The sequence below is a fragment of the Vibrio sp. OPT41 genome (assembly GCF_015163595.1).
In the GTDB taxonomy this organism is placed as follows: Bacteria; Pseudomonadota; Gammaproteobacteria; order Enterobacterales; family Vibrionaceae; genus Vibrio; species Vibrio alginolyticus.
On record NZ_JADDYH010000003.1, the window covers coordinates 1 to 25505 of the forward strand.

The window sequence follows — 25505 nt, forward strand, 5'->3', positions numbered from 1 at the left end:
CACCAATCGCAATGGACGAAGGTCTACGTTTCGCGATCCGTGAAGGTGGCCGTACAGTAGGTGCTGGTGTTGTTGCTAAGATCTTCGACTAATTCATAACGAATTAAACGAAATCTTGCACTGTTCTTCTTTTTGAAGAAAGCGCATCGAAAAGGGAAGCTTAGGCTTCCCTTTTTCATTTCTAGATTACATTTAGTTATAAGTGTTGAAATAAAAGACGTCACTTTTTCGATTTAAAAACAGAGTTTTACCGGCTTTGTTTCTTAACGCTTTTACTCACCCCTCTTAACCCTTTGATCTTTTCCTGCAGCGGTAAAATCGTTATAACCAAATATTCTGAGCGGACACCATAATGCGACTGGTAACAAGAACTATTCTTGTTTATATTGTTTGTCACAGATTAGTTTTATAGGTTTTTTGAGTATGTACGTTTGTCTTTGCCATGGTGTCTCCGACAAAAAAATCAGGAAGTTGGCGATAGATGAAGGCGTAACAGATATTAAAGGAATCAAAAAGTGCACGGCATTGGGCAGCCAATGTGGTAAGTGCATCAGACAGGCCAAGGAAATTTTAGCGGAAACTAGTTACACGGAATTTAAACAAGCCAGCTAATTGCTGTAAGTATGCAGTAATTATTTGCCTTACATTTTGACACCTTCTCATTTGCTTCTACATTTAAATGAAGCCAAAGAGGAGGGTTTTGTCATGAAAGGCGATCCAATCATCATTCAACATCTCAATAAAGTGCTCGGTAACGAGCTCGTCGCTATTAATCAGTATTTTCTTCACGCCCGAATGTATAAAGACTGGGGCTTAAAGCACCTAGCAGACAAGGAATATCACGAATCTATCGATGAGATGAAGCATGCCGATCATCTAATTGAGCGTATTTTGTTCCTTGAAGGCTTACCGAACCTACAAGATTTAGGTAAGTTGATGATTGGTGAAGGTACCAAGGAAATGCTCGAGTGTGACTTAAAGCTTGAAATGGCGGCTATTCCAGATTTAAAAGATGCGATTGCTTACGCTGAAGACATTCGAGATTATGTGTCTCGAGATTTATTCCAAGACATTCTTGAAGATGAAGAAGAACATGTTGATTGGCTAGAGACGCAACTTGGCTTGATTGAAATGTCTGGTATTGAGAATTATCTCCAAGCGCAATACGTGGACGAAGAGTAACGATACTATCTAAGTTTGCATACTCCAATAATCGTAAGAAGAAAGAGCACCTGACTCGAAAATCGGGTGCTTAACCCCGTTACCTGGTCTAATCTCTTTTATTATCGGCTTTTTAAGGATATTGCTCGCAATCTTGCCTATGAAGTTTGATTTCTATCCGATAGAATTTATGCCCCCTTACCTAAAAATAAAAAAGAGAAACGTCCATGTCTGAAGACAACCACCAAGCAGCCACTCCAGAAGAAGAACATCGCCAAAAAGCATTGGATTACCATGCTTATCCAACTCCAGGAAAGATTGCTGTCGAACTGACAAAGCCTGCGGAAACGGCGGGTGATCTTGCCCTTGCATACAGCCCAGGAGTTGCAGAGCCAGTGCGTGAAATCGCACAAAACCCGGATAACGTGTACAAGTACACTGCAAAAGGGAACATGGTTGCTGTTATTTCTAACGGTACCGCTATTCTAGGTCTAGGTAACCTAGGTCCACTTGCATCTAAGCCAGTGATGGAAGGTAAAGCGTTACTGTTTAAGCGTTTTGCAGGTCTTGACTCTATTGATATTGAAGTTAAGCACCGCACGATCGATGAATTTGTTGATACTGTTGCGAGCATTGCAGACACTTTTGGCGGTATCAACCTTGAAGATATTAAAGCACCAGACTGTTTTGAGATTGAAAAGCGTCTGATTGAACGTTGTGATGTACCAGTATTCCACGATGATCAACATGGTACTGCTATTGTAACGGCAGCGGGTATGCTGAATGCAATCGAACTTCAAGGTAAGAAACTTGAAGATTCAACAATTGTTTGTCTTGGCGCTGGCGCTGCCGCTGTAGCGTGTATGGAGCTTCTGATCAAATGCGGCGCAATGCGCGAAAAAATCTACATGCTAGATCGCAAAGGTGTGATTCACACTCGTCGTGATGATCTTAATGAATATAAGCAGCTATTTGCGAACAATACAGATAAGCGCACACTAGAAGACGTGATTGAAGGTGCAGATCTGTTCCTAGGTGTATCTGGTCCAAACCTATTGCCAGCGGAAGCGTTGAAGTTGATGGCAGATAAGCCAATCGTATTCGCATGTTCTAACCCGGATCCTGAAATCAAGCCGGAACTTGCTCACGCAGTTCGTGATGACTTGATCATGGGTACTGGCCGTAGTGATTATCCTAACCAAGTTAACAACGTATTGTGTTTCCCATTCATTTTCCGCGGTGCTCTTGATGTGCGTGCAAGTGAAATCAATGATGAAATGAAACTTGCAGCCGTTGAGGCGATTCGTGAGCTAGCAAAAGAGCCTGTACCTGAAGCCGTATTGAAGGCTGCAGGTGTTGATAAGCTAGAGTTTGGTGCGGACTATATTATTCCAAAACCAATGGATTCACGCTTGCTACCACGTGTTGCAAAAGCGGTTGCTCAGGCGGCGGTTAATTCAGGTGTAGCTCGTATCGAGATGCCTGAAAACTACATGGCAGAGTAATATATCTTTCAGATGTGATACATAAAAAATGGGACGCTATTGCGTCCCATTTTTTATGTCATTCATTTGGCTCGAGGCAAGAGTTATTACCTGAAACCTCTTATCAGGCTTTTTTATTCTTCGTCGAATGACTCAAATTCGATGCCCATTTCCGTCATCAGCGCTTTTACTTCTGTTGGAATATCATCAGGACGGTCTTTACGAAGGTCTTCATCTGTCGGAAGTGGCTGACCTGTGTACGCGTGCAAAAATGCCTCGCATAGCAGTTCGCTATTGGTTGCATGGCGTAAGTTATTGATCTGACGGCGAGTACGCTCATCAGTTAGCACCTTTAAAACTTTTAGCGGGATAGAGACGGTAATTTTTTTTACTTGTTCGCTTTTTTTGCCGTGCTCTGCATATGGGCTAATGTATTCGCCATTCCAGTCAGCCATTGCACACCTTCATTTATGTAATCGGTTAAAAATAATTTAGGTGCTGATTTTAGCTGCATTTACCGCCATAAGCAAAGACATATAGACGTCTAGAAGTGTTGACGTCTCATTTTTTGACGAGTAAAGTGAACATAACAGCAAAGGAAGCGTGTTGATCACTTTATGTTACTCATTAGATATAGCGCATTCCTATTTAGAAGTCATTACCCGTGAAAGGATACACCCATGAGCACTCGCAAACCTGCGACCATTGCAGTACGCACTGGTATTGAATCAGACAGCCAATATCATGCTGTCGTTCCACCTATTTATCTTTCCACTAACTATGGTTTTCCTGCTTTTGGTGAAGTGCCCAAGTATGATTACACACGATCTGGTAATCCAAACCGCGGACTGTTGGAAAGTGCGCTATCTGAACTTGAGTCTGGAAAAGGAGCGGTTGTTACTAACTGCGGTACGTCGGCATTAAATTTATGGGTTTCCGCTTTTCTCGGCCCAGATGATCTCATTATTGCTCCTCACGATTGTTATGGCGGCACCTATCGTCTTTTTAATACTCGAGCTAGCAAAGGCGATTTTAAGGTTCAGTTTGTCGATCAATCAGACGAACAGGCTTTAGATGCTGCATTGGCACAAAAACCAAAACTCATTTTGCTAGAAACTCCGTCAAACCCTCTGGTTCGCGTAGTGGATATTGCAGCTACCTGTGAAAAAGCGAAACAAGTCGGCGCGTTAGTTGCGGTGGACAATACCTTTTTGACACCCGTGTACCAAAAACCTTTAGAGCTAGGTGCGGATTTTGTTATCCACTCCACAACAAAGTACATCAACGGTCATTCGGACGTAATTGGTGGGGTAATCATCACCAACACAGAAGCGCATGCAGAAGAGCTTGCATGGTGGGGCAATTGTATTGGTGCAACGGGCACACCTTTCGATAGTTACATGACACTGCGAGGTATTCGTACGCTTGGTGCTCGTATGAAAGTACATGAAGAGAGCTCACAGCAGGTACTGGCTTACCTACAGAAACAAGCGTTAGTTAAAACTATCTATCATCCAAGCCTGCCGGAACATCCAGGTCATGACATCGCTAAAAAGCAGCAAACGGGCTTTGGCTCTATGTTGAGTTTTGAGTTTGCTGGTTCGTTTGAGCAGTTAAAGGTGTTTGTGAAAGAGCTCCAACTGTTTTCATTAGCTGAATCATTAGGTGGTGTAGAAAGTTTGATTTGCCACCCGGCATCCATGACGCACCGTGCAATGGGTGAGGAGGCGCTGGCGGAGGCTGGGGTCTCTCATCAACTATTGCGTTTGTCTGTCGGTTTGGAAGATGCACAAGACCTCATCACAGATTTAGAACAAGCGTTCGCTAAAGCTACCCAGTAATAGGAGACGATAACAATGACTGTACAACGTCAGCTGCATAAGTTTGGTGGCAGTAGCTTAGCAAACCCAGAATGCTACTTACGCGTTGTGGGTATTCTCAAGGAGTATTCGACAGAAAATGATCTTGTGGTCGTCTCAGCCGCAGGAAAAACCACTAACCGCTTGATTGAGTTTTTGGAAGGGTTAAATAAAGATGGCCGAATTGCGCATGAAGCGCTTCAAAGCTTAAGACAGTTTCAAACTGAGCTAATAGAAAGCTTGTTGGAGAGTGAAGCAAAAGAAGAGCTGTTAGCTTTATTACATGATGAGTTCAGTACTCTCTCGGAGCTGACTGCACCACTCACTAATGCGCAAAAAGCCGCGGTACTGGGGCACGGAGAAGTATGGTCTGCTCGCCTATTGGCCGCGTTATTATCTCAACGTTCTATCCCTGCGGTTGCACAAGATGCACGAGCGTTTTTACGTGCAGAAGCGGGAACTCAACCAGAGGTTGATCGCGCTCGTTCATACCCTTTAATTAAAGAGATCCTCGCGCAGCATAACCATAAACGTGTGGTAATTACTGGCTTTATGGCTCAGAACGAGGCAGGAGAAACCATCCTACTTGGTCGTAACGGCTCTGACTATTCTGCAACGGTCATAGGCGCGCTTGCTGAAGTCAGTACTGTCACGATTTGGAGTGATGTTGCTGGTGTCTATAGTGCTGATCCACGTTTGGTGTCTGACGCTTGTTTATTACCGTTACTTCGATTGGATGAAGCCAGTGAACTTGCTCGCTTAGCTGCCCCAGTGCTACACAGTCGTACGCTTCAGCCTGTGGCGCAAAGTACCATGGACCTTAATCTCAAGTGTAGCTATCTGCCAGAGTCGGGTTCTACTCGTATTGAGCGTGTATTGGCATCTGGTCGTGGCGCTAAAATTATTACTTCACTGGATGATGTTTTATTGGTGCAGTTGTCTTTCATGCATGGGCACGACTTCGAAAAAACACAGAGTGATGTATTACAAGCGTTGCAGCGCGCGCAATTAGAGCCACTGGCATTTGAAGCTCAATCCGATCAGCACACGCTACGCTTGGCTTACACCGCAGAAATCGCCGGTGGTGCATTGAAACACTTGCAAGAGCTTGCGGTAGAGGCAGAAATTAAGCTAAAAGAAGGTTACTCGCTCTTAGCTGCGGTAGGTGCAGGCGTTACGAAAAACGCCAATCATTGCTTTGGCTTTTATCAGAAGCTAAAGCACTCTCCGGTAGAATTTATCTCTGAAACAGACTCAGGACTGAGCCTAGTCGCTGTTTTGCGCCGTACTGATACCGAGGCGTTGGTTCAAACGATTCATAGCCAGTTGTTCCAAGCGCAAAAACGCGTGGCAGTGGCTTTATGTGGCAAGGGTAATATTGGTTCTAGTTGGTTAAATTTATTTGCGACGCAAAAAAGTGAGCTCGAAAAACGTCATGGTATGAGCTTTGATCTTGTCGCGGTTGTGGATAGCCAAACCTATTGGTTCGATGAGCAAGGTATTGAGGCGGCGAGTGTTGCTGAACGATTTGATGATGAAAGCATAGCAAACAATGGGGATTGGCTGGCACGTTTGGGAGCACTTAAAAGCTATGATGAAGCCGTCGTGCTTGATGTTACCGCGAGTAAAGAGTTAGCTCAGCGCTACGTAGAAATCGCACAGCAAGGCATTCATTTGATTTCCGCTAACAAAGTGGCCGGTTCCGCAGATAGTCAGTACTACCATCAGGTTCAAGATGCATTCGCTAAAATTGGTCGTCATTGGCTATACAACGCAACGGTTGGTGCTGGGTTACCGATAAACCATACCGTGCGAGATCTTCGTGAAAGTGGGGATGAAATCGTCGCTCTATCGGGGATTTTCTCGGGGACGTTATCATGGCTGTTCCAACAGTTTGATGGTTCTGTGCCATTTAATGATTTAGTCGATCTTGCTTGGCAGCAAGGGTTAACCGAACCTGACCCTCGTTCTGATTTAGATGGCTCCGATGTAATGCGTAAGTTAGTCATCTTGGCTCGAGAATCGGGCCTAGATATAGAACCAGACAGCGTTAAAGTTGAGTCTTTGGTGCCAGAAGAATTAAGAGAACTGAGCTTAGATGATTTCTTCGATAATGGAGCATTGTTGAGTGAAATACTTCAAGAGCGTCTGACAAAAGCACAGAGAAACGATCAAGTGCTTCGCTATGTGGCGCGTTTAGAAAAAAATGGTAAAGCAACGGTGGGAGTCGAAGCGTTATCTCGTGAGCACGCGCTCGCCAACTTATTGCCATGCGATAACATTTTTGCCATAGAGAGCAAGTGGTACAAAGATAACCCTCTGGTCATTCGAGGACCAGGCGCAGGCAGAGAAGTGACAGCCGGCGCTATTCAATCCGACCTCAACCGATTGGCTGGTTTATTTTAAAGTTGCGATTGACCTAAAAACCCTGGAATTAATCCAGGGTTTTTTATTCCCCTATCAGTGCCATACTGAAGTCATAACCCGTGCAAAATGGCGAGATGATGCTCAAGTAGAAACTTGAACTATCTTCATTATTAACTTGAGAAAAATTCATAATTACAAGGTTGACATTAAATCGTATTCAATACATTCTGTAGACATATAGACGTCTAAACGTCGATTTTAAGGATTTGTTTTCGTGGCGGAGTGCCGCAGGGAGAGTAAGATGGGATATACGCACGCAGGCCATATCGACGCCTTGAACCAGAATATTGCTGAGTTATCAGATAACATCAATGTATCGTTTGAGTTTTTTCCGCCAAGCAGCGCTAAGATGGAAGAAACACTTTGGAATTCAGTGCACCGTCTTAAAACGCTTCAACCTAAATTTGTTTCTGTGACTTACGGTGCGAACTCCGGCGAGCGTGACAGAACACACTCCATCATTAAAGAAATTAAAGCAACAACCGGATTGGTTGCCGCTCCCCATCTCACTTGTATTGATGCGACTCGTGAAGAGTTGATTAATATTGCCGATGATTATTGGAACAATGGTATTGAAAATATCGTCGCTCTGCGTGGTGATATTCCTCCAGGTGGCGGTGCGCCTGATATGTATGCCTCGGATTTGGTTGAGCTGCTGAAATCACGCCACGATTTCGATATCTCCGTTGCTGCATTCCCTGAGGTTCACCCTGAAGCTAAAAGCGCTCAGTCTGACTTATTGAACCTAAAACGTAAGGTAGATGCAGGTGCAAACCGTGCTATTACTCAGTTCTTTTTTGACGTTGAGTCTTACCTGCGATTCCGTGACCGTTGTGTCGCAGCAGGAATTGACGTAGAAATTGTGCCAGGAATTTTGCCTGTATCGAACTTTAAGCAAGCTTCTCGCTTTGCGGCACAGAACAACGTGAAAGTACCAGGATGGATGAGCAAACAATTCGATGGTTTGGATGATGATCCGGTGACTCGCCAGCTTGTAGGAGCTAGCCAAGCTATTGATATGGTGCGTGTACTGAGTCGTGAAGGGGTTAAGGACTTTCACTTCTACACACTAAACCGTGCAGAGATGACTTACGCGTTATGCCATACGTTGGGTGTTCGTCCTCGCGCAGTAGTCGGTGCGTAAATCTGGTTTCAAAAAGATAAAAGGCTTGCCAAGTGGCAAGCCTTTTTCGTTTTATCAAAGCAAAAGGAGTTTAACCAATCACTTCAAGTTCAGTTAGAACTTCTTCTGCCCAAGTGATCCAAGTTTCACGTAACAGAAGGTTACGGCGAAGCGTTAGACGTTCTAGGCGAGCTTGTTTATCTAAAGTTGACGGCGTTGCGTAGTAAGCCGCTTCAATTTCTTTGTAGTGAGAAACCAGTTTGCGAGACTCTTCAACTAGCTCGGCGAGTTGGTCACGGAATGGAGCTGCAGGTTGAACGGCACATGCCATCAATTTCGCTGAAAACTCATCACGAACTGTTGGGTGTGCAGTTGGTTGATCAAACCACTCTCCTAAAGCGCTGCGACCAGCGTCTGTAATGGAGTAAACCTTGCGGTCTGGTTTGCCTTCTTGGGGTTCTAATACGCAAGTAACCAGTTCTTTCTCAGCCATTTTGTTGAGTTCACGGTACACCTGTTGGTGGCTTGCTTTCCAGAAGTAACCGATGCTAGCAGAGAATTCTTTAGTGATATCGTAACCGGTTGCGTCGCGAGTGCTAAGAACAGTTAAGATTACGTGTGGTAATGACATGTCTTCAATCCAAATGGTCAATAAACTTGTAAACAAGCTACTTATACTTTCAGCTGCGCTCTTACTGGCACTTGAGTTTTTTAATGTATAAGTAGCACCAACAATGTTGGTCCTGTCACCTTAAAGCCGTTTATCACCTAGAGAGATGGGGAGTCCCATCAAGGCTGGAGCAGGTATGATTGGATTTATGAGCTCTCAGCAGGCAAGTAGTATATAAATAATAAGCATGAAGTGGAATAGTAGGACAAAATTACCCTAAAAAACTAACATAATAATCAATAGTGTTAACTTGTGGTTTTTTATTCTTTTATTTTGGTATTTTTTGGGTCTCTAGTGGTGTATTTAACTGCTTTTGTTTTGTTGCGATTATCCTGTGATAAAAAAAAGCTGAGCATTTGCCCAGCTTTTTATTAAAAATGAAACGATTAGCCTGTGTTGCGCATACCAGCAGCAATACCAGCAATCGTCACCATCAACGCTTCTTCCAAGTTTGCAGAAGCTTCTTCGGTTTGACGCGTGCGGTATAGTAGCTCTGCTTGTAGCATATTCAATGGCTCAACGTAGATATTGCGTAAGCGAATCGACTCGAGTCCCCAAGGGTCATGCTGCATCAAGTTTTCATTGTTCTCTACATTCAGTACCGCTTTGATGTCTTCTTGAAGCTGAGCACGAAGCTTTTCACCGAGTGGACGGAGCGACTCATCCACCAATCGCTCATCGTAGTAGCGAGAGATATCAATATTACACTTCGAGTACACCATTTCCAGCATGCCGAGACGAGTTGAGAAAAATGGCCATTCGCGGCACATCTCTTCGAGCAATGCTTGGTGGCCTTTATCGATCGAGTATTGAATCGCTTCACCTGCGCCTAGCCATGCAGGAAGTACCAAACGGTTTTGACTCCATGAGAAGATCCACGGGATTGCACGTAAGCTTTCTACTCCGCCCTTAGGGTTGCGTTTTGCAGGACGAGAACCAAGTGGCAACTTGCCGAGTTCGAGTTCTGGTGTTGCTTGGCGGAAGTAAGGCACGAAATCTGGCTCGCCACGAACCACATTTCGGTAAGACTCACAGCTTACTTCTGATAGCACTTCCATCAAGTCGCGCCATTCTTGTTTTGGCTCTGGTGGCGGTAACAAGTTGGCCTCCAGAATCGCACTTGCGTATAGGTTAAAGCTGTTTACTGCGACATCTGGGAGCCCCAGTTTAAAGCGGATCATCTCGCCTTGTTCTGTTACACGTAAACCGCCTTTCAAGCTTTTTGGTGGTTGCGACAAAAGCGCAGCATGCGCAGGTGCACCACCGCGACCGACTGTGCCCCCACGACCATGGAATAGAGTTAGCTCAACGCCTTCTTCCTCAGCCACTTTAACTAACGATTCCATCGCATGATACTGAGCCCAACCAGCAGACATAACACCTGCATCTTTCGCTGAGTCAGAGTAACCAATCATGACCATCTGGTGGTTTTGGATAAAACCACGGTAAAGGTCAATCCCCATAAGCTGCTTGATGACCGATTCTGCGTTGTTCAAATCGTCTAGCGTTTCGAACAGAGGACACACATCCATGCGGTAAGGGCAACCCGCTTCTTGTAGCAGTAGATGAACGGCTAGTACGTCAGAGGCGGTACGTGCCATTGAAATAACGTAAGCGCCAAACGCTTCACGCGGTTGTGCTGCAACAATCTTGCAGGTATCCAAAACCTCTTTGACGGGTTCAGACGGTTCCCAATCACGAGGGAGAAGCGGACGTTTAGATGCAAGCTCGTTAGTTAGAAAAGCAATCTTATCTTGCTCACTCCATTGTTCGTAATCACCAATACCTAAGTAGCGAGTTAGTTCAGACAAGACGTCTGAGTGACGCGTGCTCTCTTGGCGGATATCAAGACGTACAAGATGGATACCAAATGCTTTTACGCGGCGTAGTGTATCCAGTAGTGAGCCGTTGGCTATTACACCCATGCCACATTCGTTTAGTGACTGGTAGCAGGCATACAGCGGTTCCCAAAGTTGCTCGACTTTTTGCAGTGGTGCTTTAACAGCCAGCTTTTGACCGTGGATCTTAGCATCGAGAATATCTTTGGTTTCATTGAGCAGAGTGCGTAATTGCTTCAGGATCGCACGGTATGGTTCGTGCTGATCTTCGCCAGCAAGTTCACGGACTTGATCGTTTGAAACTGTCATAGACAGCTCGCTGATCAACTCGTTGATGTCATTGAGATAAAGATCGGCGGCTTTCCAACGAGACAATAGTAAGACTTCACGCGTAACGTTGTGAGTAACAAACGGGTTACCGTCACGGTCACCGCCCATCCAAGAGGAGAAGTGCACTGGGCGAGCATCAATGGGTAAACCTTCTCCAAGGTAAGATTTTAGACGGTCATTCATCTCACGTAGGAAGTCCGGTACTGCTTCCCATAGAGAGTTTTCAACGACCGCAAAGCCCCACTTTGCTTCATCCAACGGAGTAGGGCGTTGTTGTCGAATCACGTCTGAATGCCAGCCTTGGGCAATCAGTTGCTCTAGGCGGCGTTCGGTTTTTCTGCGCTCTTTAGAAGAAAGATCGCTTAGCTCCAACTTTGATAAGCACTCGTTTATCTTGACCAGTTTGTTGATCATCGTGCGGCGCGTAATTTCTGTTGGGTGAGCCGTCAATACCAATTCAATATTCAGATCACGAACCGCTTGGGCAGTGTCCAGTTTGCTCACATCGTTTTGTACCAGTTTAGAAAACAGCGAGTTAATCGCGTCTGGTTCGCAAATGTGCTCTTCACAATGGCGTGAAATCGTGTGGTATTGCTCAGCGATATTGGTGAGGTTTAGAAATTGGTTAAACGCGCGAGTAACGGGCGTTAGCTGCTCATCAGGTAGATGTTTGATTTCTTCGATCAAGCTGTCCCTGTCTGCTTGATTCCCTGCTTGAGCTGATTTGGATAATTTACGAATGGTTTCCACTTTCTCGAAGATTTCTTCGCCATGGGCATCGCGAATGGTGTTACCCAATAAGTGGCCTAACATGCGCACATTACTTTTGAGTGCGGCGTATTTCTCGTTCATTGTCGTCCTGCCTCGTAAAAAAACTACATCCATTGTCCTTGTTAAGACTCCAATCTAGCGAAAAGCACCAGTTATAGTCAAATAAAGCAGACTAAGTTTGCAATTATTCCGCTGTCTCCTGATTTAGAGCAAATTTACGGCAGCCATAGAGTAAAAAGTGAAAATTAATTACAAAATAACAAGTTAAATAAGTGTTAAGACTAGCGCTAAATTGTGAAGATAAAAAGATGCAGCTCAATCGAGCTGCACAGACTTTGAGCTTAAACGCGTATTAACAGCAGTACTTGACCATCGCCTTTGAAAGCACATCAATTGTGGGGGCGATAAAGTCGAAGGATAGAAACTCATCCGGTTGATGGGCTTGGTCGATTGACCCAGGGCCGAGCACCAAGGTTGGACACAACTGCTGTAGAAATGGTGCTTCAGTACAGTAGTTCACGGTTTCTGAACTAGTTTGGCAAATCTCTTCAACACCACCAATAAATGGGTGGTCATGTTGGCATTCGTAACCCGGAATAGGCTCATGCAATGGAATAATCTCCAGTCTCCCTGGCCATTTCGCTTCGACTTCTTTTAATGCTCCGCGCAACATGTTCTCTAAACCATCAAGGCTAATGCCAGGAAGAGGACGCACGTCGTAATGCAGCTCACAGCAACCACAAATACGGTTAGCGCTGTCACCACCGTGAATGTGTCCAAGGTTTAGGGTAGGGCTTGGAATGGCAAAACCCGGATGGTGATATTCTTTAATCAATTTGTCACGCAGTTGCATCATGGCGAACATGACTTCATGCATGATCTCAATAGCGTTAACGCCAAGCGCTGGGTCCGATGAATGACCGGACTTGCCTGTTACGCGAATGGCATTTGCCACATGCCCTTTATGACCTCGAATTGGCACAAGGCTGGTGGGTTCACCAATGATGCAGTAATCCGGCTTAAATGGGGCGTTTGCTGTGAAATGTCGCGCGCCCAACATGGTGGTCTCTTCGTCACAAGTGGCTAATACGTAAAGTGGTTTGCTCTGCTTGCTCCAATCGACTTTCTTCACTGCTTCATAAATAAAGGCGAAAAAGCCTTTCATGTCTGCTGTGCCTAAACCGTAGAAGCGGTTGTCTTTTTCCGTCAGTTTATGCGGATCAAAATTCCATCGCCCTTGATCGAATGGCACGGTATCGCTATGGCCAGCAAGTAAAAGGCCACCTTCACCCTCACCCATACGTGCGATCATATTGTGCTTGCCTGGCTCGACTTCGATCACTTCAACGCTAAAACCCAGATCTTTAAACCAAGATGCGAGTTTTTCGATGACTTTTGCATTGCCCTGATCCCAGCTCGGATCCGTGGAGCTGATAGAAGAGGTGCTGATGAGTCCTTCATAGACCTCTAGAAAAGTTGGTAATTGCATGGATTCTTCAAATCTCCTGTTGACAGACAGACCACAAAAATGTAAAACACATATTAAATCATATTTAATGAATAAAAAATCAAAATAAAGCAAAAATTAAATATGAATAGTCATTTGAGCCTTTAAGTATATGGATGTTACACAATGCTAAAAACCACGATTATTGGAGCCAGCGGTTACACCGGCGCAGAGTTAGCGTTAATGGTTAATAAACACCCACAACTCACGCTATCAGGTTTATACGTTTCCGCCAACAGTGTTGATGCGGGAAAGAGCATCGCGCAGCTGCACGGTAAGCTAGCGGGCATCATTGATATGCCAGTTTTACCACTAACGGATCCACTGCAAATCGCTCAAGAATCGGACGTGGTGTTTTTGGCAACGGCTCACGAAGTCAGCCATGATTTAGCCCCAACTTTCTTGGAGGCAGGCTGTCAGGTATTCGATTTATCGGGTGCATTCCGTGTGAAAAGTGAAGGCTTTTACGACACTTTTTATGGCTTCGAACATCAACATAACAACTGGCTAGATAAAGCAGCATACGGCTTAGCAGAGTGGAACCAAGAATCAATAAAAACCACTCCTTTGATTGCAGTAGCAGGTTGCTACCCAACCGCTTCACAGCTTGCAATCAAACCTTTATTAGAACATGCGTTGCTCGATACCAACCAATGGCCAGTGATCAACGCAACCAGTGGTGTATCAGGTGCAGGGCGTAAAGCCTCCATGGTTAACAGCTTCTGTGAAGTGAGCTTGCAACCTTATGGTGTATTTAACCATCGTCACCAGCCAGAGATTGCTCAGCACTTGGGTTGCGATGTGATTTTTACTCCGCACCTCGGCAACTTTAAACGCGGCATTCTTGCCACTATCACCATGAAGCTTGCGCAAGGTGTGACAGAAGCACAAGTGGCACAGGCGTTTGAACAAGCTTATCAAGGCAAGCCTGCGGTGCGTCTTAAAGGCGACGGTATTCCACGTATTCAGGATGTCGAAAATACCCCTTTCTGTGATATCGGCTGGAAGGTACAAGGCGAACACATCATTGTGATTTCAGCTATCGACAACCTACTTAAAGGTGCATCGAGTCAAGCGATGCAATGTCTCAATATTCATTACGGTTACCCAGAACTGACAGCGTTGCTGTAGTCGTTGAAAGAGGGAAATGCGATGACGCAAACCAATCAAGCTCCTTTAGTCATTAAGCTAGGTGGTGCAGCTCTATCATGCACTCAAACCTTAAGCCAACTTTTTGGCGCCATTGCGGCTTACCAAAAATCGGCACAGCGACAAATCGCCATCGTTCATGGCGGTGGCTACCTAGTTGATGAGTTGATGGCAAAGCTTCAGCTTGAAACCGTTAAGAAAAACGGTTTACGCGTAACGCCTTACGATCAAATTCCTGTGATTGCAGGCGCGCTTGCAGGCACTGCGAATAAGTTACTTCAAGGTCAAGCGATTGCGGACGGTCTTAACGCTGTGGGCCTTAGCCTTGCGGATGGTGGTTTGTGTCTTGTTGAAGAACTTGACCCAGAACTCGGCGCGGTAGGCAAAGCATCACCGGGTGACTCAGCACTATTACAAGCGGTGCTAAACACAGGTGCACTGCCGATCATCAGTTCAATTGGTTTAACCAAAGATGGCCAGATGATGAATGTGAATGCTGATCAAGCAGCAGTCGCGGTTGCGGGCGCATTAGATGCGGAGTTAGTCCTGTTATCAGACGTGAGTGGTGTATTAGATGGAAAAGGCCATTTGATCAAAACCCTGTCAGAGCAGCAAGCTAACTCGTTGATCGATGGACATGTGATCACCGATGGCATGATCGTCAAAGTTAAAGCTGCTTTGGAGGCCGCCAATGATCTTGGCCGTCCAATTGAAGTCGCGACCTGGCGTTACCCAGAAAAATTAGCACAGTTATTCGCTGGTGAAAGTATTGGTACTCAATTCTTGCCTCAATAAGCATCAGCAAAAGAATTCAATATTAGGAAGTCGTAGTTGGCACTGACCGCCGAGCGCAGCGCCAGTTAAGTTTGGAGAAAAAACATGAGCAAAGTGAACGTAAATAAAGTGGTAGTCGCATACTCAGGCGGTCTAGATACTTCAGTAATTATCCCGTGGCTAAAAGAGAACTACGACTGTGAAGTAGTGGCTTTCGTTGCCGATGTTGGTCAAGGTGCCGAAGAGCTAGAAGGCATTGAAGCGAAAGCAAAAGCCTCTGGTGCTTCTGAGTGTTACATCGCGGACTTGAAAGAAGAAATGGTCGCAGACTACATTTACCCAACGCTAAAAACCGGCGCGTACTACGAAGGTAAGTACCTGCTAGGTACATCAATGGCGCGTCCAATCATTGCCAAAGCGCAGGTTGAAGTGGCACGTAAAGTGGGCGCGGACGCTCTGTGTCATGGCTGTACAGGTAAAGGTAACGACCAAGTACGTTTTGAAGGCGCATTCGCAGCACTAGCACCGGACTTACAAGTGATTGCACCTTGGCGTGAGTGGGACCTAGTGAGCCGTGAAGAGTGTTTGGATTACCTAGCTGAGCGTAATATTCCTTGCTCTGCGTCTCTTACTAAGATCTATTCACGTGATGCAAACGCATGGCACATTTCGACGGAAGGCGGCGTTTTAGAAGATACGTGGAACGCACCAAACGAAGACTGCTGGGTGTGGACTGTCGACCCAGAGCAAGCGCCAAATGAAGCGGAATACGTCACGCTGAAAGTAGAAAAAGGTGAAGTGGTCGAAGTTGATGGTGAAGTGATGACACCATATAACGCACTGGTTTACCTAAACGAGAAGGGCGCTAAGCACGGTGTTGGCCGTATCGATATCGTGGAAAACCGTCTTGTTGGGATGAAGTCTCGTGGTTGTTATGAAACACCGGGAGGCACCATCATGATGGAAGCGCTGCGTGCTGTAGAGCAGCTTGTGCTAGACAAATCATCATTCGAATTCCGTGAGGAGCTAGGTCTAAAAGCGTCTCACCTTGTATACGATGGCCGTTGGTTTACGCCACTATGTAAATCGATCCTTGCCGCTTCAGAAGAGCTAGCGCAAGACGTTAACGGTGAAGTGGTTGTTAAGCTCTACAAAGGTCAAGCGACAGTGACGCAAAAACGTTCTGACAACAGCTTGTATTCAGAAGAGTTCGCGACTTTTGGTGAAGATGAAGTTTACGACCAAAGCCATGCAGGTGGGTTCATCCGTCTTTACTCGCTATCAAGCCGTATTCGTGCATTGAACAGCCAGAAGAAATAATCCCTTAACATCCATCTTGGATTGAATAAAGACCCGCCATTTATAGGCGGGTCTTTTGGTTTCTAAAAGCGGGTACCTAAATTTGTCTTGAATATATATGTAAAAATATTGAATTTATACTTTATTTTTTATCGAAATTGCCGTAACGTTGACCCATAAGAAAAAGTGAGCAAATGACCATCAAATTGGTTACTACTCATTCGAGAACGTTAGAGTAAGCAATAGTCATCAGGAGAGACGCAATGGCATTATGGGGCGGAAGATTTACCCAAGCGGCAGACACCAGATTTAAAGAGTTCAATGATTCGTTGCGTTTTGACTACCGATTGGCTGAGCAAGACATCGTAGGTTCAATCGCATGGTCTAAAGCTCTGCTTTCTGTTGATGTGCTATCGGCAGAAGAACAGCAAAAACTGGAACTTTCTTTAAATGAGCTGAAGTTAGAAGTGATGGAAGACCCTCACCAAATTCTTCGCTCTGATGCAGAAGATATCCACTCTTGGGTTGAACAGCAGCTAATCAGTAAAGTGGGAGATTTAGGTAAAAAACTCCACACTGGGCGTTCTCGGAATGACCAAGTCGCCACAGACTTGAAACTTTGGTGTCGTCAGCAAGGTCAGCAATTATTGATTGCTTTAGATCGCCTACAAGCACAAATGGTCCATGTTGCTAAACAGCACCAAGGCACCGTATTGCCAGGCTATACTCATCTTCAGCGTGCTCAACCTGTAACCTTTGCTCACTGGTGCTTGGCTTATGTTGAAATGTTCGAGCGTGACTACTCTCGTCTGAATGATGCCTTACAGCGTCTCGACACTTGTCCACTTGGCTCGGGTGCGTTAGCGGGAACGGCTTATCCGATTGATCGCGAACAATTAGCACATAATCTCGGTTTCCACCGTGCTACGCGTAATTCACTCGATTCGGTTTCAGATCGTGATCATGTGATGGAACTGATGTCGGTGGCGTCGATTTCTATGCTGCACCTTTCTCGTCTTGCAGAAGATATGATCTTCTACAATTCAGGCGAGTCAAACTTCATTGAGTTAGCGGATACGGTGACATCTGGTTCGTCATTAATGCCACAGAAGAAAAACCCAGATGCACTTGAGTTGATCCGTGGTAAGACAGGGCGTGTCTATGGCGCATTATCGAGCATGATGATGACAGTTAAAGCTTTGCCATTGGCGTACAACAAAGACATGCAGGAAGATAAAGAAGGGTTGTTTGACGCTTTAGATACATGGAACGACTGCATGGAAATGGCAGCTCTGTGTTTTGACGGTATTAAAGTGAATGGCGAGCGCACACTAGAAGCGGCGAAACAAGGTTACGCAAACTCGACGGAGTTAGCTGATTACCTAGTGGCGAAAGGCATCCCATTCCGTGAAGCTCACCACATCGTCGGTGTCGCGGTCGTTGGTGCTATTGCTAAAGGTTGTGCGCTAGAAGAGCTGTCTATCGAAGAGTTAAAAGCCTTCTCAGAAGTCATTGAAGCGGATGTGTATGACATTCTGACTATCGATTCGTGTTTGGAAAAGCGTTGTGCTTTGGGGGGGGTTTCGCCTCACCAGGTCGCTTACGCGGTAGAACAAGCGGATAAGCGCCTGAGCCAGCGTGACAGCTCGGCGGTGAAAGTGCGTCCTGCACGTTTGACGGACATTGAAACGTTGGAAGGTATGGTTGCTTACTGGGCGAACCTTGGTGAGAATCTTCCGCGCTCTCGTAATGAGCTCGTGAGAGATATTGGCTCTTTCGCGGTGGCTGAGCATCATGGTGAAGTGACGGGTTGCGCTTCTCTATATGTGTATGACTCAGGGTTGGCTGAAATACGCTCTCTTGGTATCGAAGCGGGCTGGCAAGGCCAAGGGCAGGGCAGTGCGATTGTGAACTATTTGGTTGAGAAAGCGCGCCAGATGGCGATCAAGAAAGTCTTTGTTCTAACGCGAACGCCTGAGTTCTTTATGAAGCAAAGCTTTTTACCGACATCGAAGTCATTACTGCCGGAGAAAGTTCTGAAAGATTGCGATCAGTGCCCACGTCAACATGCATGTGATGAGGTAGCGCTTGAGATCAATTTAATGGAGCAAGTGATCCAAAAAACGCATGTGGCATGAACTGAAGTTGTGGAGTGATTTTATTAGCATTCAATGACATAGTCATTTTCCTGTTTACTTACATCAGTATTCGCTAAAAAAATCGAAAAAATTTGGAACCTTTGAGAGGAAGCCCGGTCTATTAAAGTACCACTGCTTTTTCTTAGAAGAATCTAAGAGAGCCCCAGAACTGACATTGGTTTTGGGGCTTTTTTCTATCTGTCACTTTTCTCTTTTTTATTCGCCTTTTTTTGTCCCCGTCGACGCTGCCAAGGCAAGATGACAAAACGCATCCATAAGTGTAAAAACAACAAAACGTTGAAAGCGAAGCCGGCAAAGATCAAAGCGATCGACTCGATGCTTTGTGGATCATCTTTGAGCGTAAACCACCATACAATCCAACACAGTACAGAAAGTACCGTCAATTGATCCAAGCATCGTTGGCAACGTCCAAGTTTTTTCCAAAACCAATGTTCTTCGCAGCGGCGACAAGTCATAGTGTTTTCCAAACCATTAGTGTTGCTTCAGATTATATATCTAACTAAATGGTGGAAAGCGTTTCTTACACGGGCTTAGATCGCCATGACACAACCAAAAATGGAAAGTTAGCTTTGTAAAAGCTTTGTGGCACGTAATTGATGTATGGTGCGCTGTCAGTCTTTAACAGGAAATATAATGATGTCGACAGAGTTGAAACTTGCGCTGAGTATCGCTGGTGGGTTCTTTATGATCGGTGTTGTCGCGATTTGTATGGTCAGCCGCTATGCAATGATGGCAGCGTAAGAGAGATTTCATTGCACCGAAGTAGTAAAGCAAAGCCTCGTTGATGACGAGGCTTTGCTTTATATTTAGATAGAAGCCTGAAAGCGTTAGCAGCCAGGGCCGCAGTCAAGACAATGTTTCACCATTTCTGGCCCTAAGTGTAGTTTTGCATTCAAATCACGTAGAGCGGTGCGGACGCCTTCTTCAATCACTGGGTGATAGAAGGGCATATCTAACATCTCAGAAATCGTCATCCTATTTTGGTGCGCCCATGCTAAAAGGTGAGCAAGATGCTCTGCATTCGGGCCCATCATTTCTGCACCTAAAAAACGTCCAGTGCCTTGCTCTCCGTAGACATGCAGAATGCCTTTATTACGAAGCATGACGCGCGAACGTCCTTGATTTTCAAACGAGACTTCACCGGTTGCGAAACATCCACATGTGCCTAGACGTGTTTCTAGTTGTTTATATGTTTCGCCAACCATAGCAATTTGAGGGTCGGAGAACACGGCTGAAATTGGTGAGCGACGCAGACCCGCACGAATATCTGGGAAACGGCCTGCGTTGTCTCCAGCAATACGGCCTTGGTCAGCGGCTTCGTGCAGCAGTGGAATTTGGTTACTTGCATCACCTGCGATGAAGATGCTCTCTACCGAAGTTTGCAATGTATAGTGATCCGCCGTTGGTACGCCACGTTCATCGAGCGCCACATTGGTGTTCTCGATCGTCAGCTTATCTACGTTTGGACGACGACCCGTTGCAGCCAATACGTAATCGACAACGAAAGTTTCTAATTCGCCATCATGGTTGATGAATTGGATTTCGACCTTGTCTTCGCCGTCATTGTCTGACGAAGCAATGCGTTTCATGCTTTCGACTTTTACATCTGCATCAAGGTAGAACTCTTCCTTAAAGGCTTTATCTGCATACGCCATCACCTCTGGGTCTGTCAGTGGGCCCACTTGTCCTCCAATGCCAAAGAGCTTCACGTTTACTCCTAGGCGGTGTAAAGCCTGACCCAATTCAAGGCCGATGACTCCTGGGCCAAATACTGCCACGGACTCTGGTAAGTCATCCCAGTCAAATACATCATCGTTAATCACTAGGCGATCACCCAGTTCATTCCAAGCTGCCGGATATGCTGGACGAGATCCTGTCGCAATAACAATGCGCTGTGCGGTGACCTGAGTATGATCATCTATGATGAGAGTGTGGTCACCGGCAAACTTCGCGTAGCCCGATAGTTTGTCTTCAGCGGGAATATCATCGACACTTTCAAGCACAAAGCCAACAAAACGATCGCGTTCGCGCTTTACACGATCCATAACTTCTCGTCCGTTAATTAGTACTTCACCTTGCGGGTGTATCCCAAATCCAGGTGCTTTTTCGATTTGATGAACACTTTCTGCTGCCGCAATTAACAGCTTAGACGGCATGCATCCGACACGAGCACAGGTTGTTCCGTAGGGACCGCCCTCAATCATTACCACGCTGTTGGTATGAGCTTTTGCTGCTCGATAAGCACCAAGACCAGCCGTCCCGCCACCAATAATCGCTACGTCGACATTAACTTGTTTCATCGTGAACTCTCGCTTTTGTTTTAAGCCAAGCTAGCTACATTGAGCTTGGAGAGTGAATTGGATAGTTGAATCTGGATAAGTAGTCACCTTATTGGCAGATGACTACTTATCTAGACTAGTAGAAGAAGTGGTTTAGGGTTGGCCTCCGAGCCAAAAGGCACCGGAGACCGAGGGTGTAGGCTATGGACAGCTTAGCCTAGATACGCTTCTAGCTCTTCGCTACCGCCGATGTGCTTGCCACCGATAAAAACTTGTGGAACAGTCGTGCGACCAGATATAGCTCGTAGACTAACTGTTGTTGCGTCTTTACCCAGAATCACTTCTTCATATTGAAGACCGTGGTCAATCAGATTTTGTTTCGCTTTCATACAGAAAGGGCAGCCTGGTTTAGTGAACACAGTGATGGATTCTTGCGTTTTGTAGTCAGGCGCTATGTAGTTCAGCATCGTATCTGCGTCTGACACCTTGAATGGGTCGCCTGGTTCGTTTGGCTCAATGAACATTTTTTCCACTACGCCATCTTTTACTAGCATGCTGTAACGCCATGAACGTTTGCCAAAGCCGATGTCGTTTTTATCCACTAACATACCCATGCCATCGGTGAATTCACCATTACCATCCGGGATGAAGGTAATGTTTTCTGCTTCTTGGTCTTGTTTCCATGCATTCATCACGAACGTATCATTGACCGAGACACAAATAATCTCATCCACTCCGTGCTCTTTAAATACAGGGAACAATTCGTTGTAACGAGGTAGATGGCTTGATGAACAGGTTGGAGTAAATGCACCCGGTAAGCTAAATACGATAACGGTCTTACCTTTAAATAGCTCATCGGTCGTTACATTCACCCAAGAGTCACCTTGACGAACTGGAAAAGTAACTTGAGGGACTTGTTGACCTTCTTTAGATACAAACATAATGATTTCCTTTAACTATTTTAAATTATGCGTATAGAGCTTAGCGTTTTTCGTCGCTCTGTTTCGTTTTGTTGAGCCCATTATTGTAAAAATCCTTTGATAGCTCTAATCGTTTGGTGTTATGGTTTTGATAGGTATTAGCTATTGTTAAAGAAGCGAAGCGTGAAGTATGAATATTCGAGATTTTGAGTACTTAGTTGCACTTGCGGAACATAAGCACTTTCGCAAAGCGGCAGAGGCATGTTTTGTTAGCCAGCCAACATTGAGTGGGCAAATTCGTAAACTAGAGGACGAACTCGGGACCACGCTTTTAGAGCGAAGCAGCCGACGTGTTTTGTTTACCGATTCAGGGTTACAGCTGGTGGAGCAGGCTAAGCGCATCTTAAGTGAAGTGAAAACCTTCAGAGATATGGCAAGCGGTCAAAGCGGAGCCATGACTGGACCGATGCATATTGGTTTCATCCCGACGGTTGGGCCTTATCTACTACCCAAAATTCTGCCGCAGATAAAAGAAGCATTTCCTGAGCTGGAGCTATTTCTGCACGAAGCTCAAACACATCAATTAGTGCGTCAATTGGAAGAAGGCAAACTAGATTGCTTAGTTTTAGCTTCGGTTGATGAAACTGCGCCATTTAAAGAGATCGAAGTGTATCAAGAGCCATTAAGTGTCGCAGTGCCATGTGACCACGAGTGGGCCTCTCTCGACCATGTTGATATGTTGGAGCTGAATGGTAAAACCGTTTTAGCGTTGGGAGACGGCCACTGTCTGAGAGATCAAGCGTTAGGTTTTTGTTTTGCCGCTGGTGCAAAAGACGATGAGCGTTTTAAAGCCACCAGCTTGGAGACGTTACGCAATATGGTTGCTGCCGGTGCGGGGATTACGTTATTGCCTCAGCTTTCTATCCCTAATGAGAAGCAAAAAGATGGCGTATGCTACGTACCAGCTGTTAACCCAACACCCTCGCGTAATATCGTTCTCGTATATCGTCCGGGCTCACCATTACGAGCTAGGTTTGAAGCTTTAGCAGCGAAGATTAAAGAGGTGTTGGCTTCTTATCCATCATTGAATGCTGCAGCATAAGAAGCAGACATAAAAAAGGGAGAGCTTGATGCTCTCCCTTGTGCTTTTGTGATTTAGAACAGTTCTTCTGCGCCAGAGCCTGAAGAATAAATACTATCTTCTAAACGGTCGCCAGCGTATTCGGTAGGCTCCGTGCCTTTTTCAAAGTATTCGAACATTGATGTGCTATCTACCTTGTGCGTTAGCATACCGCTGTTGCGATCAATACGAACTCGAATAATATCCTCTGGAATATTTTTACCTTGCTCCGGCGTCCCTTCTAGCGCAACACGCATGAAGTCAATCCAAGCAGGCTCTGCGGTTTTCGCACCCGACTCGGCACCAGAAATTTGGCCTTGCCCTAGGTTGCTGTTAACAGTGGTGCGGCCAAGTGCACGTGAATGATCATCAAAGCCAACCCAAGCTATCGCAACGACACCAGGTCCATAGCCATTGTACCAAGCATCCTTGGAATCATTCGTTGTACCCGTTTTACCCCCGATATCACGACGACCAAGTTTTTGCGCGCGCCAGCCTGTACCATTCCAACCTGTGCCTTCACGCCAGTTACCGCCACCCCAAATGTTGCTGTACATCATCTCACGCATTAAGAATGCATTCTGTTCAGAGATAACTTGCGGTGCATATTGAGGTTCATCATTTTCAAGGGCATTGTCTGTTGCTAGGCCATCAATTGCGACGTCTTGTTCGCCAAATTCATCAGCGTAGCGATTTTCTGGCTGCTCGCTCATTTGCGGACAATCCTTATGACAAACACTCTTTGGATTGGCTTTAAACAGTACTTCACCGAATGCATCTTCCACGCGTTCTACATAGAATGGTTCAACGTAATAACCACCGTTCGCAAACACAGAGTAACCTTGTGCCACTTTCATTGGTGTTAAGCTGCCAGCTCCGAGTGCGATGGTCTCTGAGCGTGGTACTTGGTTAATATCAAAACCGAAACGAGTAAGGTACTGACGTGTCTCCTCGAGGCCAACTTCACGGAGTGTACGCACTGCCATGACGTTTTTTGATTGAGCTAAGCCGAGGCGAAGACGCGTTGGACCACCATAAGTCGGTGGTGAGTTTTTTGGTCGCCAAGCTGAACCAGAACCTGCATCCCACTTGTTAATCGGCGCATCGTTAATCAAAGTGGCTAGAGTCAGCCCTTTGTCAATTGCTGCCGAGTAGATGAAAGGCTTGATACTTGAACCAACCTGACGCACTGACATGGTTGCACGGTTAAACTTGCTGTGAACAAAGTTGAAACCACCAACCAGCGACAATATCGCGCCATTTTCTGGGTTCATCGCAACAAACGCGGTGTTTGCTGTCGGCACTTGGCTCAGTTTCCAGCTCAGTGTTGTGTTGTCATCTTCATCGGTTTCACTTACTTCGCGAACCCAAACTTGTTGACCTGTCGCTAGCACATCATGCGCTGACTTTGGTGTTGAGCCTTGGCGGTTATCGGTAATGTACTTACGCGCCCAGTGCATTCCAGTCCAAGGGATGGTTTGCTCTTCATGGTTCTTAACCCATACTTGCGCCGTCTTATCATCGACTTTCGTCACAACCGCAGGGTAAAGGTCACCATAAGTTGGCTGTTTCTTCAGGTGCTTTTCTATTTGCTCATTGCCCCAGGCTGCTTCCCCTTCTTTCCAAAGCACACTTTCTGCACCACGGTAGCCATGACGTTCATCGTATGACAAGAGGTTATTTACCGCAGACGTATTTGCAGCATCTTGCAGTTTAGAATCCACAGTCATGTAGATATTCAAGCCAGAGGTGTAAGCTTCTTCTTCACCGTACTCTTTTACTGCCCATGCACGAGCCAACTCTGCTACGTAAGGCGCTGAAAGCTCAATTTCAGCGCTATGATAACGCGCCACAATAGGTTCATTGCGTGCTTCGTCATACTGCTCTTGTGTAATGTATTTCTCATCAAGCATTCGCATTAATACAACGTTACGGCGTTTTGTTGCGCGCTCAAGAGAGTAAATTGGGTTCATGGTTGATGGCGCTTTTGGCATACCAGCGAGTGTTGCAATCTCACTTAACGTCAATTCATCAAGGCTCTTACCAAAATACACTTGAGCGGCAGCACCAAAGCCATATGAGCGGTAACCAAGGAAGATTTTATTGACATAAAGCTCCATGATTTCTTGCTTACTTAAAAGCTGCTCAATATGGATAGCAATAAAAATCTCTTTAATCTTACGCATGATCTTCTTCTCATTAGATAAGAAGAAGTTACGAGCTAGCTGTTGCGTAATCGTACTTGCACCCTGTTTAGCCGAGCCTGAAACCGCAACAACAACAGCTGCACGAGTGATGCCGATAGGGTCGATACCAGGATGCTCGTAGAAACGGCTATCTTCGGTTGCGATGAGCGCGTGAATTAAGTCTTGAGGAATTTCGTCATAAGTAACAGGAATACGACGCTTTTCACCGAACTGTGCGATCAGCTTCCCGTCTTGACTAAACACCTTCATAGGTGTTTGTAATTCAACGTCTTTTAGAGTTGCAACATCTGGCAATTCAGGCTTCACATACTGATAGAAGCCAAATATTGTGGTGACTCCAAGAATTATGCAAATCAATGTTAAAAATAATAAACGCTTTATGAACTTCACCGGAGAATCCCTGATTGGTTGAGGCTGTGTAACGGCAA

At 45.6% G+C, this 25505-nt stretch carries 19 protein-coding genes and 1 pseudogene; 12 read left to right on the plus strand and 8 right to left on the minus strand.

Annotated elements, in window-relative coordinates; all coding sequences use genetic code 11:
* The 4 genes and pseudogenes from IQP38_RS00185 to IQP38_RS00200 form a co-directional block, all read left to right on the plus strand.
* A pseudogene (locus tag IQP38_RS00185) lies at positions 1–92 on the plus strand (elongation factor Tu); the annotation flags it as partial.
* 331 nt (positions 93–423) lie between these two features.
* Entirely contained in the window at positions 424–612 is a 189-nt protein-coding gene (locus IQP38_RS00190) for a (2Fe-2S)-binding protein (protein ID WP_005381360.1), read from the plus strand.
* A gap of 93 nt (positions 613–705) precedes the next feature.
* A complete protein-coding gene (bfr, locus tag IQP38_RS00195) occupies positions 706–1182 on the plus strand; it encodes a bacterioferritin (RefSeq protein WP_193837154.1) in 477 nt (158 codons plus the stop codon).
* A 206-nt stretch (positions 1183–1388) separates the two neighbouring features.
* Entirely contained in the window at positions 1389–2666 is a 1278-nt protein-coding gene (locus IQP38_RS00200) for a malic enzyme-like NAD(P)-binding protein (RefSeq protein WP_005381358.1), read from the plus strand.
* 113 nt (positions 2667–2779) lie between these two features.
* On the opposite strand, the gene metJ is transcribed toward IQP38_RS00200, so the two are convergent.
* On the minus strand, positions 2780–3100 hold the full coding sequence (metJ, locus tag IQP38_RS00205; protein ID WP_005381353.1) for a met regulon transcriptional regulator MetJ: 321 nt from the start codon (positions 3098–3100) through the stop codon (positions 2780–2782).
* A 225-nt stretch (positions 3101–3325) separates the two neighbouring features.
* On the opposite strand from metJ, the gene IQP38_RS00210 reads away from it, so the two are divergent.
* The 3 genes from IQP38_RS00210 (at position 3326) to metF (ending at position 8075) form a co-directional block, all read left to right on the plus strand.
* On the plus strand, positions 3326–4486 hold the full coding sequence (locus IQP38_RS00210) for an O-succinylhomoserine (thiol)-lyase (protein WP_017821741.1): 1161 nt from the start codon (positions 3326–3328) through the stop codon (positions 4484–4486).
* A 15-nt stretch (positions 4487–4501) separates the two neighbouring features.
* Positions 4502–6910 carry a bifunctional aspartate kinase/homoserine dehydrogenase II gene (locus IQP38_RS00215; RefSeq protein WP_017633523.1) on the plus strand — a complete coding sequence of 803 codons (2409 nt, stop codon included), beginning with the start codon at positions 4502–4504 and terminating at the stop codon, positions 6908–6910.
* 262 nt (positions 6911–7172) lie between these two features.
* Positions 7173–8075, plus strand: a complete 903-nt coding sequence (gene metF, locus IQP38_RS00220; protein WP_005381345.1) for a methylenetetrahydrofolate reductase — start codon at positions 7173–7175, stop codon at positions 8073–8075.
* A 70-nt stretch (positions 8076–8145) separates the two neighbouring features.
* Here metF and IQP38_RS00225 read toward each other — a convergent pair whose 3' ends face one another.
* The 3 genes from IQP38_RS00225 to argE all read right to left on the minus strand — a co-directional run bounded on the left by IQP38_RS00225 (position 8146) and on the right by argE (position 13152).
* Complete coding sequence (locus IQP38_RS00225) at positions 8146–8685, minus strand: PadR family transcriptional regulator (RefSeq protein WP_005382791.1); 540 nt, start codon at positions 8683–8685, stop codon at positions 8146–8148.
* Positions 8686–9110: 425 nt separating this feature from the next.
* Complete coding sequence (ppc, locus tag IQP38_RS00230; RefSeq protein ID WP_005381336.1) at positions 9111–11744, minus strand: phosphoenolpyruvate carboxylase; 2634 nt, start codon at positions 11742–11744, stop codon at positions 9111–9113.
* 271 nt (positions 11745–12015) lie between these two features.
* The gene (argE, locus tag IQP38_RS00235) at positions 12016–13152 is read right to left on the minus strand and encodes an acetylornithine deacetylase (protein ID WP_054577261.1); all 1137 of its coding nucleotides are present in this window, start codon (positions 13150–13152) and stop codon (positions 12016–12018) included.
* A gap of 144 nt (positions 13153–13296) precedes the next feature.
* Between argE and argC the strand changes: the two genes are divergently transcribed.
* The 4 genes from argC (at position 13297) to argH (ending at position 18530) form a co-directional block, all read left to right on the plus strand.
* Entirely contained in the window at positions 13297–14301 is a 1005-nt protein-coding gene (gene argC / locus IQP38_RS00240) for an N-acetyl-gamma-glutamyl-phosphate reductase (protein ID WP_005382790.1), read from the plus strand.
* A 21-nt stretch (positions 14302–14322) separates the two neighbouring features.
* Positions 14323–15114 (plus strand): acetylglutamate kinase, encoded by a 792-nt coding sequence (gene argB / locus IQP38_RS00245; protein ID WP_005381333.1) that lies wholly within the window; start codon positions 14323–14325, stop codon positions 15112–15114.
* An 84-nt stretch (positions 15115–15198) separates the two neighbouring features.
* Entirely contained in the window at positions 15199–16413 is a 1215-nt protein-coding gene (locus IQP38_RS00250) for an argininosuccinate synthase (RefSeq protein WP_005381332.1), read from the plus strand.
* Positions 16414–16655: 242 nt separating this feature from the next.
* The gene (argH, locus tag IQP38_RS00255) at positions 16656–18530 is read left to right on the plus strand and encodes an argininosuccinate lyase (protein WP_193837155.1); all 1875 of its coding nucleotides are present in this window, start codon (positions 16656–16658) and stop codon (positions 18528–18530) included.
* 194 nt (positions 18531–18724) lie between these two features.
* On the opposite strand, the gene IQP38_RS00260 is transcribed toward argH, so the two are convergent.
* The 3 genes from IQP38_RS00260 to IQP38_RS00270 all read right to left on the minus strand — a co-directional run bounded on the left by IQP38_RS00260 (position 18725) and on the right by IQP38_RS00270 (position 21771).
* Entirely contained in the window at positions 18725–19006 is a 282-nt protein-coding gene (locus IQP38_RS00260; RefSeq protein WP_017633527.1) for a DUF3624 domain-containing protein, read from the minus strand.
* Positions 19007–19378: 372 nt separating this feature from the next.
* The gene (locus IQP38_RS00265; RefSeq protein ID WP_086047069.1) at positions 19379–20851 is read right to left on the minus strand and encodes a dihydrolipoyl dehydrogenase; all 1473 of its coding nucleotides are present in this window, start codon (positions 20849–20851) and stop codon (positions 19379–19381) included.
* A 191-nt stretch (positions 20852–21042) separates the two neighbouring features.
* The gene (locus tag IQP38_RS00270) at positions 21043–21771 is read right to left on the minus strand and encodes a redoxin family protein (RefSeq protein ID WP_005382781.1); all 729 of its coding nucleotides are present in this window, start codon (positions 21769–21771) and stop codon (positions 21043–21045) included.
* 169 nt (positions 21772–21940) lie between these two features.
* Here IQP38_RS00270 and oxyR point away from each other — a divergent pair, with 169 nt between their 5' ends.
* Positions 21941–22852 carry a DNA-binding transcriptional regulator OxyR gene (oxyR, locus tag IQP38_RS00275; RefSeq protein WP_005381326.1) on the plus strand — a complete coding sequence of 304 codons (912 nt, stop codon included), beginning with the start codon at positions 21941–21943 and terminating at the stop codon, positions 22850–22852.
* Between the two features lie 53 nt (positions 22853–22905).
* Here the strand turns inward: oxyR and IQP38_RS00280 are convergent, their stop codons facing one another.
* On the minus strand, positions 22906–25467 hold the full coding sequence (locus IQP38_RS00280) for a penicillin-binding protein 1A (protein WP_025768081.1): 2562 nt from the start codon (positions 25465–25467) through the stop codon (positions 22906–22908).
* Positions 25468–25505: the final 38 nt, after the last annotated feature.

Coding starts and splice junctions, on each gene's coding strand:
- IQP38_RS00190 (WP_005381360.1), top strand. CDS start 424: ATGTACGTTTGTCTTTGCCATGGTGTCTCCGACAAAAAAATCAGGAAG.
- bfr (WP_193837154.1), top strand. CDS start 706: ATGAAAGGCGATCCAATCATCATTCAACATCTCAATAAAGTGCTCGGT.
- IQP38_RS00200 (WP_005381358.1), top strand. CDS start 1,389: ATGTCTGAAGACAACCACCAAGCAGCCACTCCAGAAGAAGAACATCGC.
- metJ (WP_005381353.1), bottom strand. CDS start 3,100: ATGGCTGACTGGAATGGCGAATACATTAGCCCATATGCAGAGCACGGC.
- IQP38_RS00210 (WP_017821741.1), top strand. CDS start 3,326: ATGAGCACTCGCAAACCTGCGACCATTGCAGTACGCACTGGTATTGAA.
- IQP38_RS00215 (WP_017633523.1), top strand. CDS start 4,502: ATGACTGTACAACGTCAGCTGCATAAGTTTGGTGGCAGTAGCTTAGCA.
- metF (WP_005381345.1), top strand. CDS start 7,173: ATGGGATATACGCACGCAGGCCATATCGACGCCTTGAACCAGAATATT.
- IQP38_RS00225 (WP_005382791.1), bottom strand. CDS start 8,685: ATGTCATTACCACACGTAATCTTAACTGTTCTTAGCACTCGCGACGCA.
- ppc (WP_005381336.1), bottom strand. CDS start 11,744: ATGAACGAGAAATACGCCGCACTCAAAAGTAATGTGCGCATGTTAGGC.
- argE (WP_054577261.1), bottom strand. CDS start 13,152: ATGCAATTACCAACTTTTCTAGAGGTCTATGAAGGACTCATCAGCACC.
- argC (WP_005382790.1), top strand. CDS start 13,297: ATGCTAAAAACCACGATTATTGGAGCCAGCGGTTACACCGGCGCAGAG.
- argB (WP_005381333.1), top strand. CDS start 14,323: ATGACGCAAACCAATCAAGCTCCTTTAGTCATTAAGCTAGGTGGTGCA.
- IQP38_RS00250 (WP_005381332.1), top strand. CDS start 15,199: ATGAGCAAAGTGAACGTAAATAAAGTGGTAGTCGCATACTCAGGCGGT.
- argH (WP_193837155.1), top strand. CDS start 16,656: ATGGCATTATGGGGCGGAAGATTTACCCAAGCGGCAGACACCAGATTT.
- IQP38_RS00260 (WP_017633527.1), bottom strand. CDS start 19,006: ATGACTTGTCGCCGCTGCGAAGAACATTGGTTTTGGAAAAAACTTGGA.
- IQP38_RS00265 (WP_086047069.1), bottom strand. CDS start 20,851: ATGAAACAAGTTAATGTCGACGTAGCGATTATTGGTGGCGGGACGGCT.
- IQP38_RS00270 (WP_005382781.1), bottom strand. CDS start 21,771: ATGTTTGTATCTAAAGAAGGTCAACAAGTCCCTCAAGTTACTTTTCCA.
- oxyR (WP_005381326.1), top strand. CDS start 21,941: ATGAATATTCGAGATTTTGAGTACTTAGTTGCACTTGCGGAACATAAG.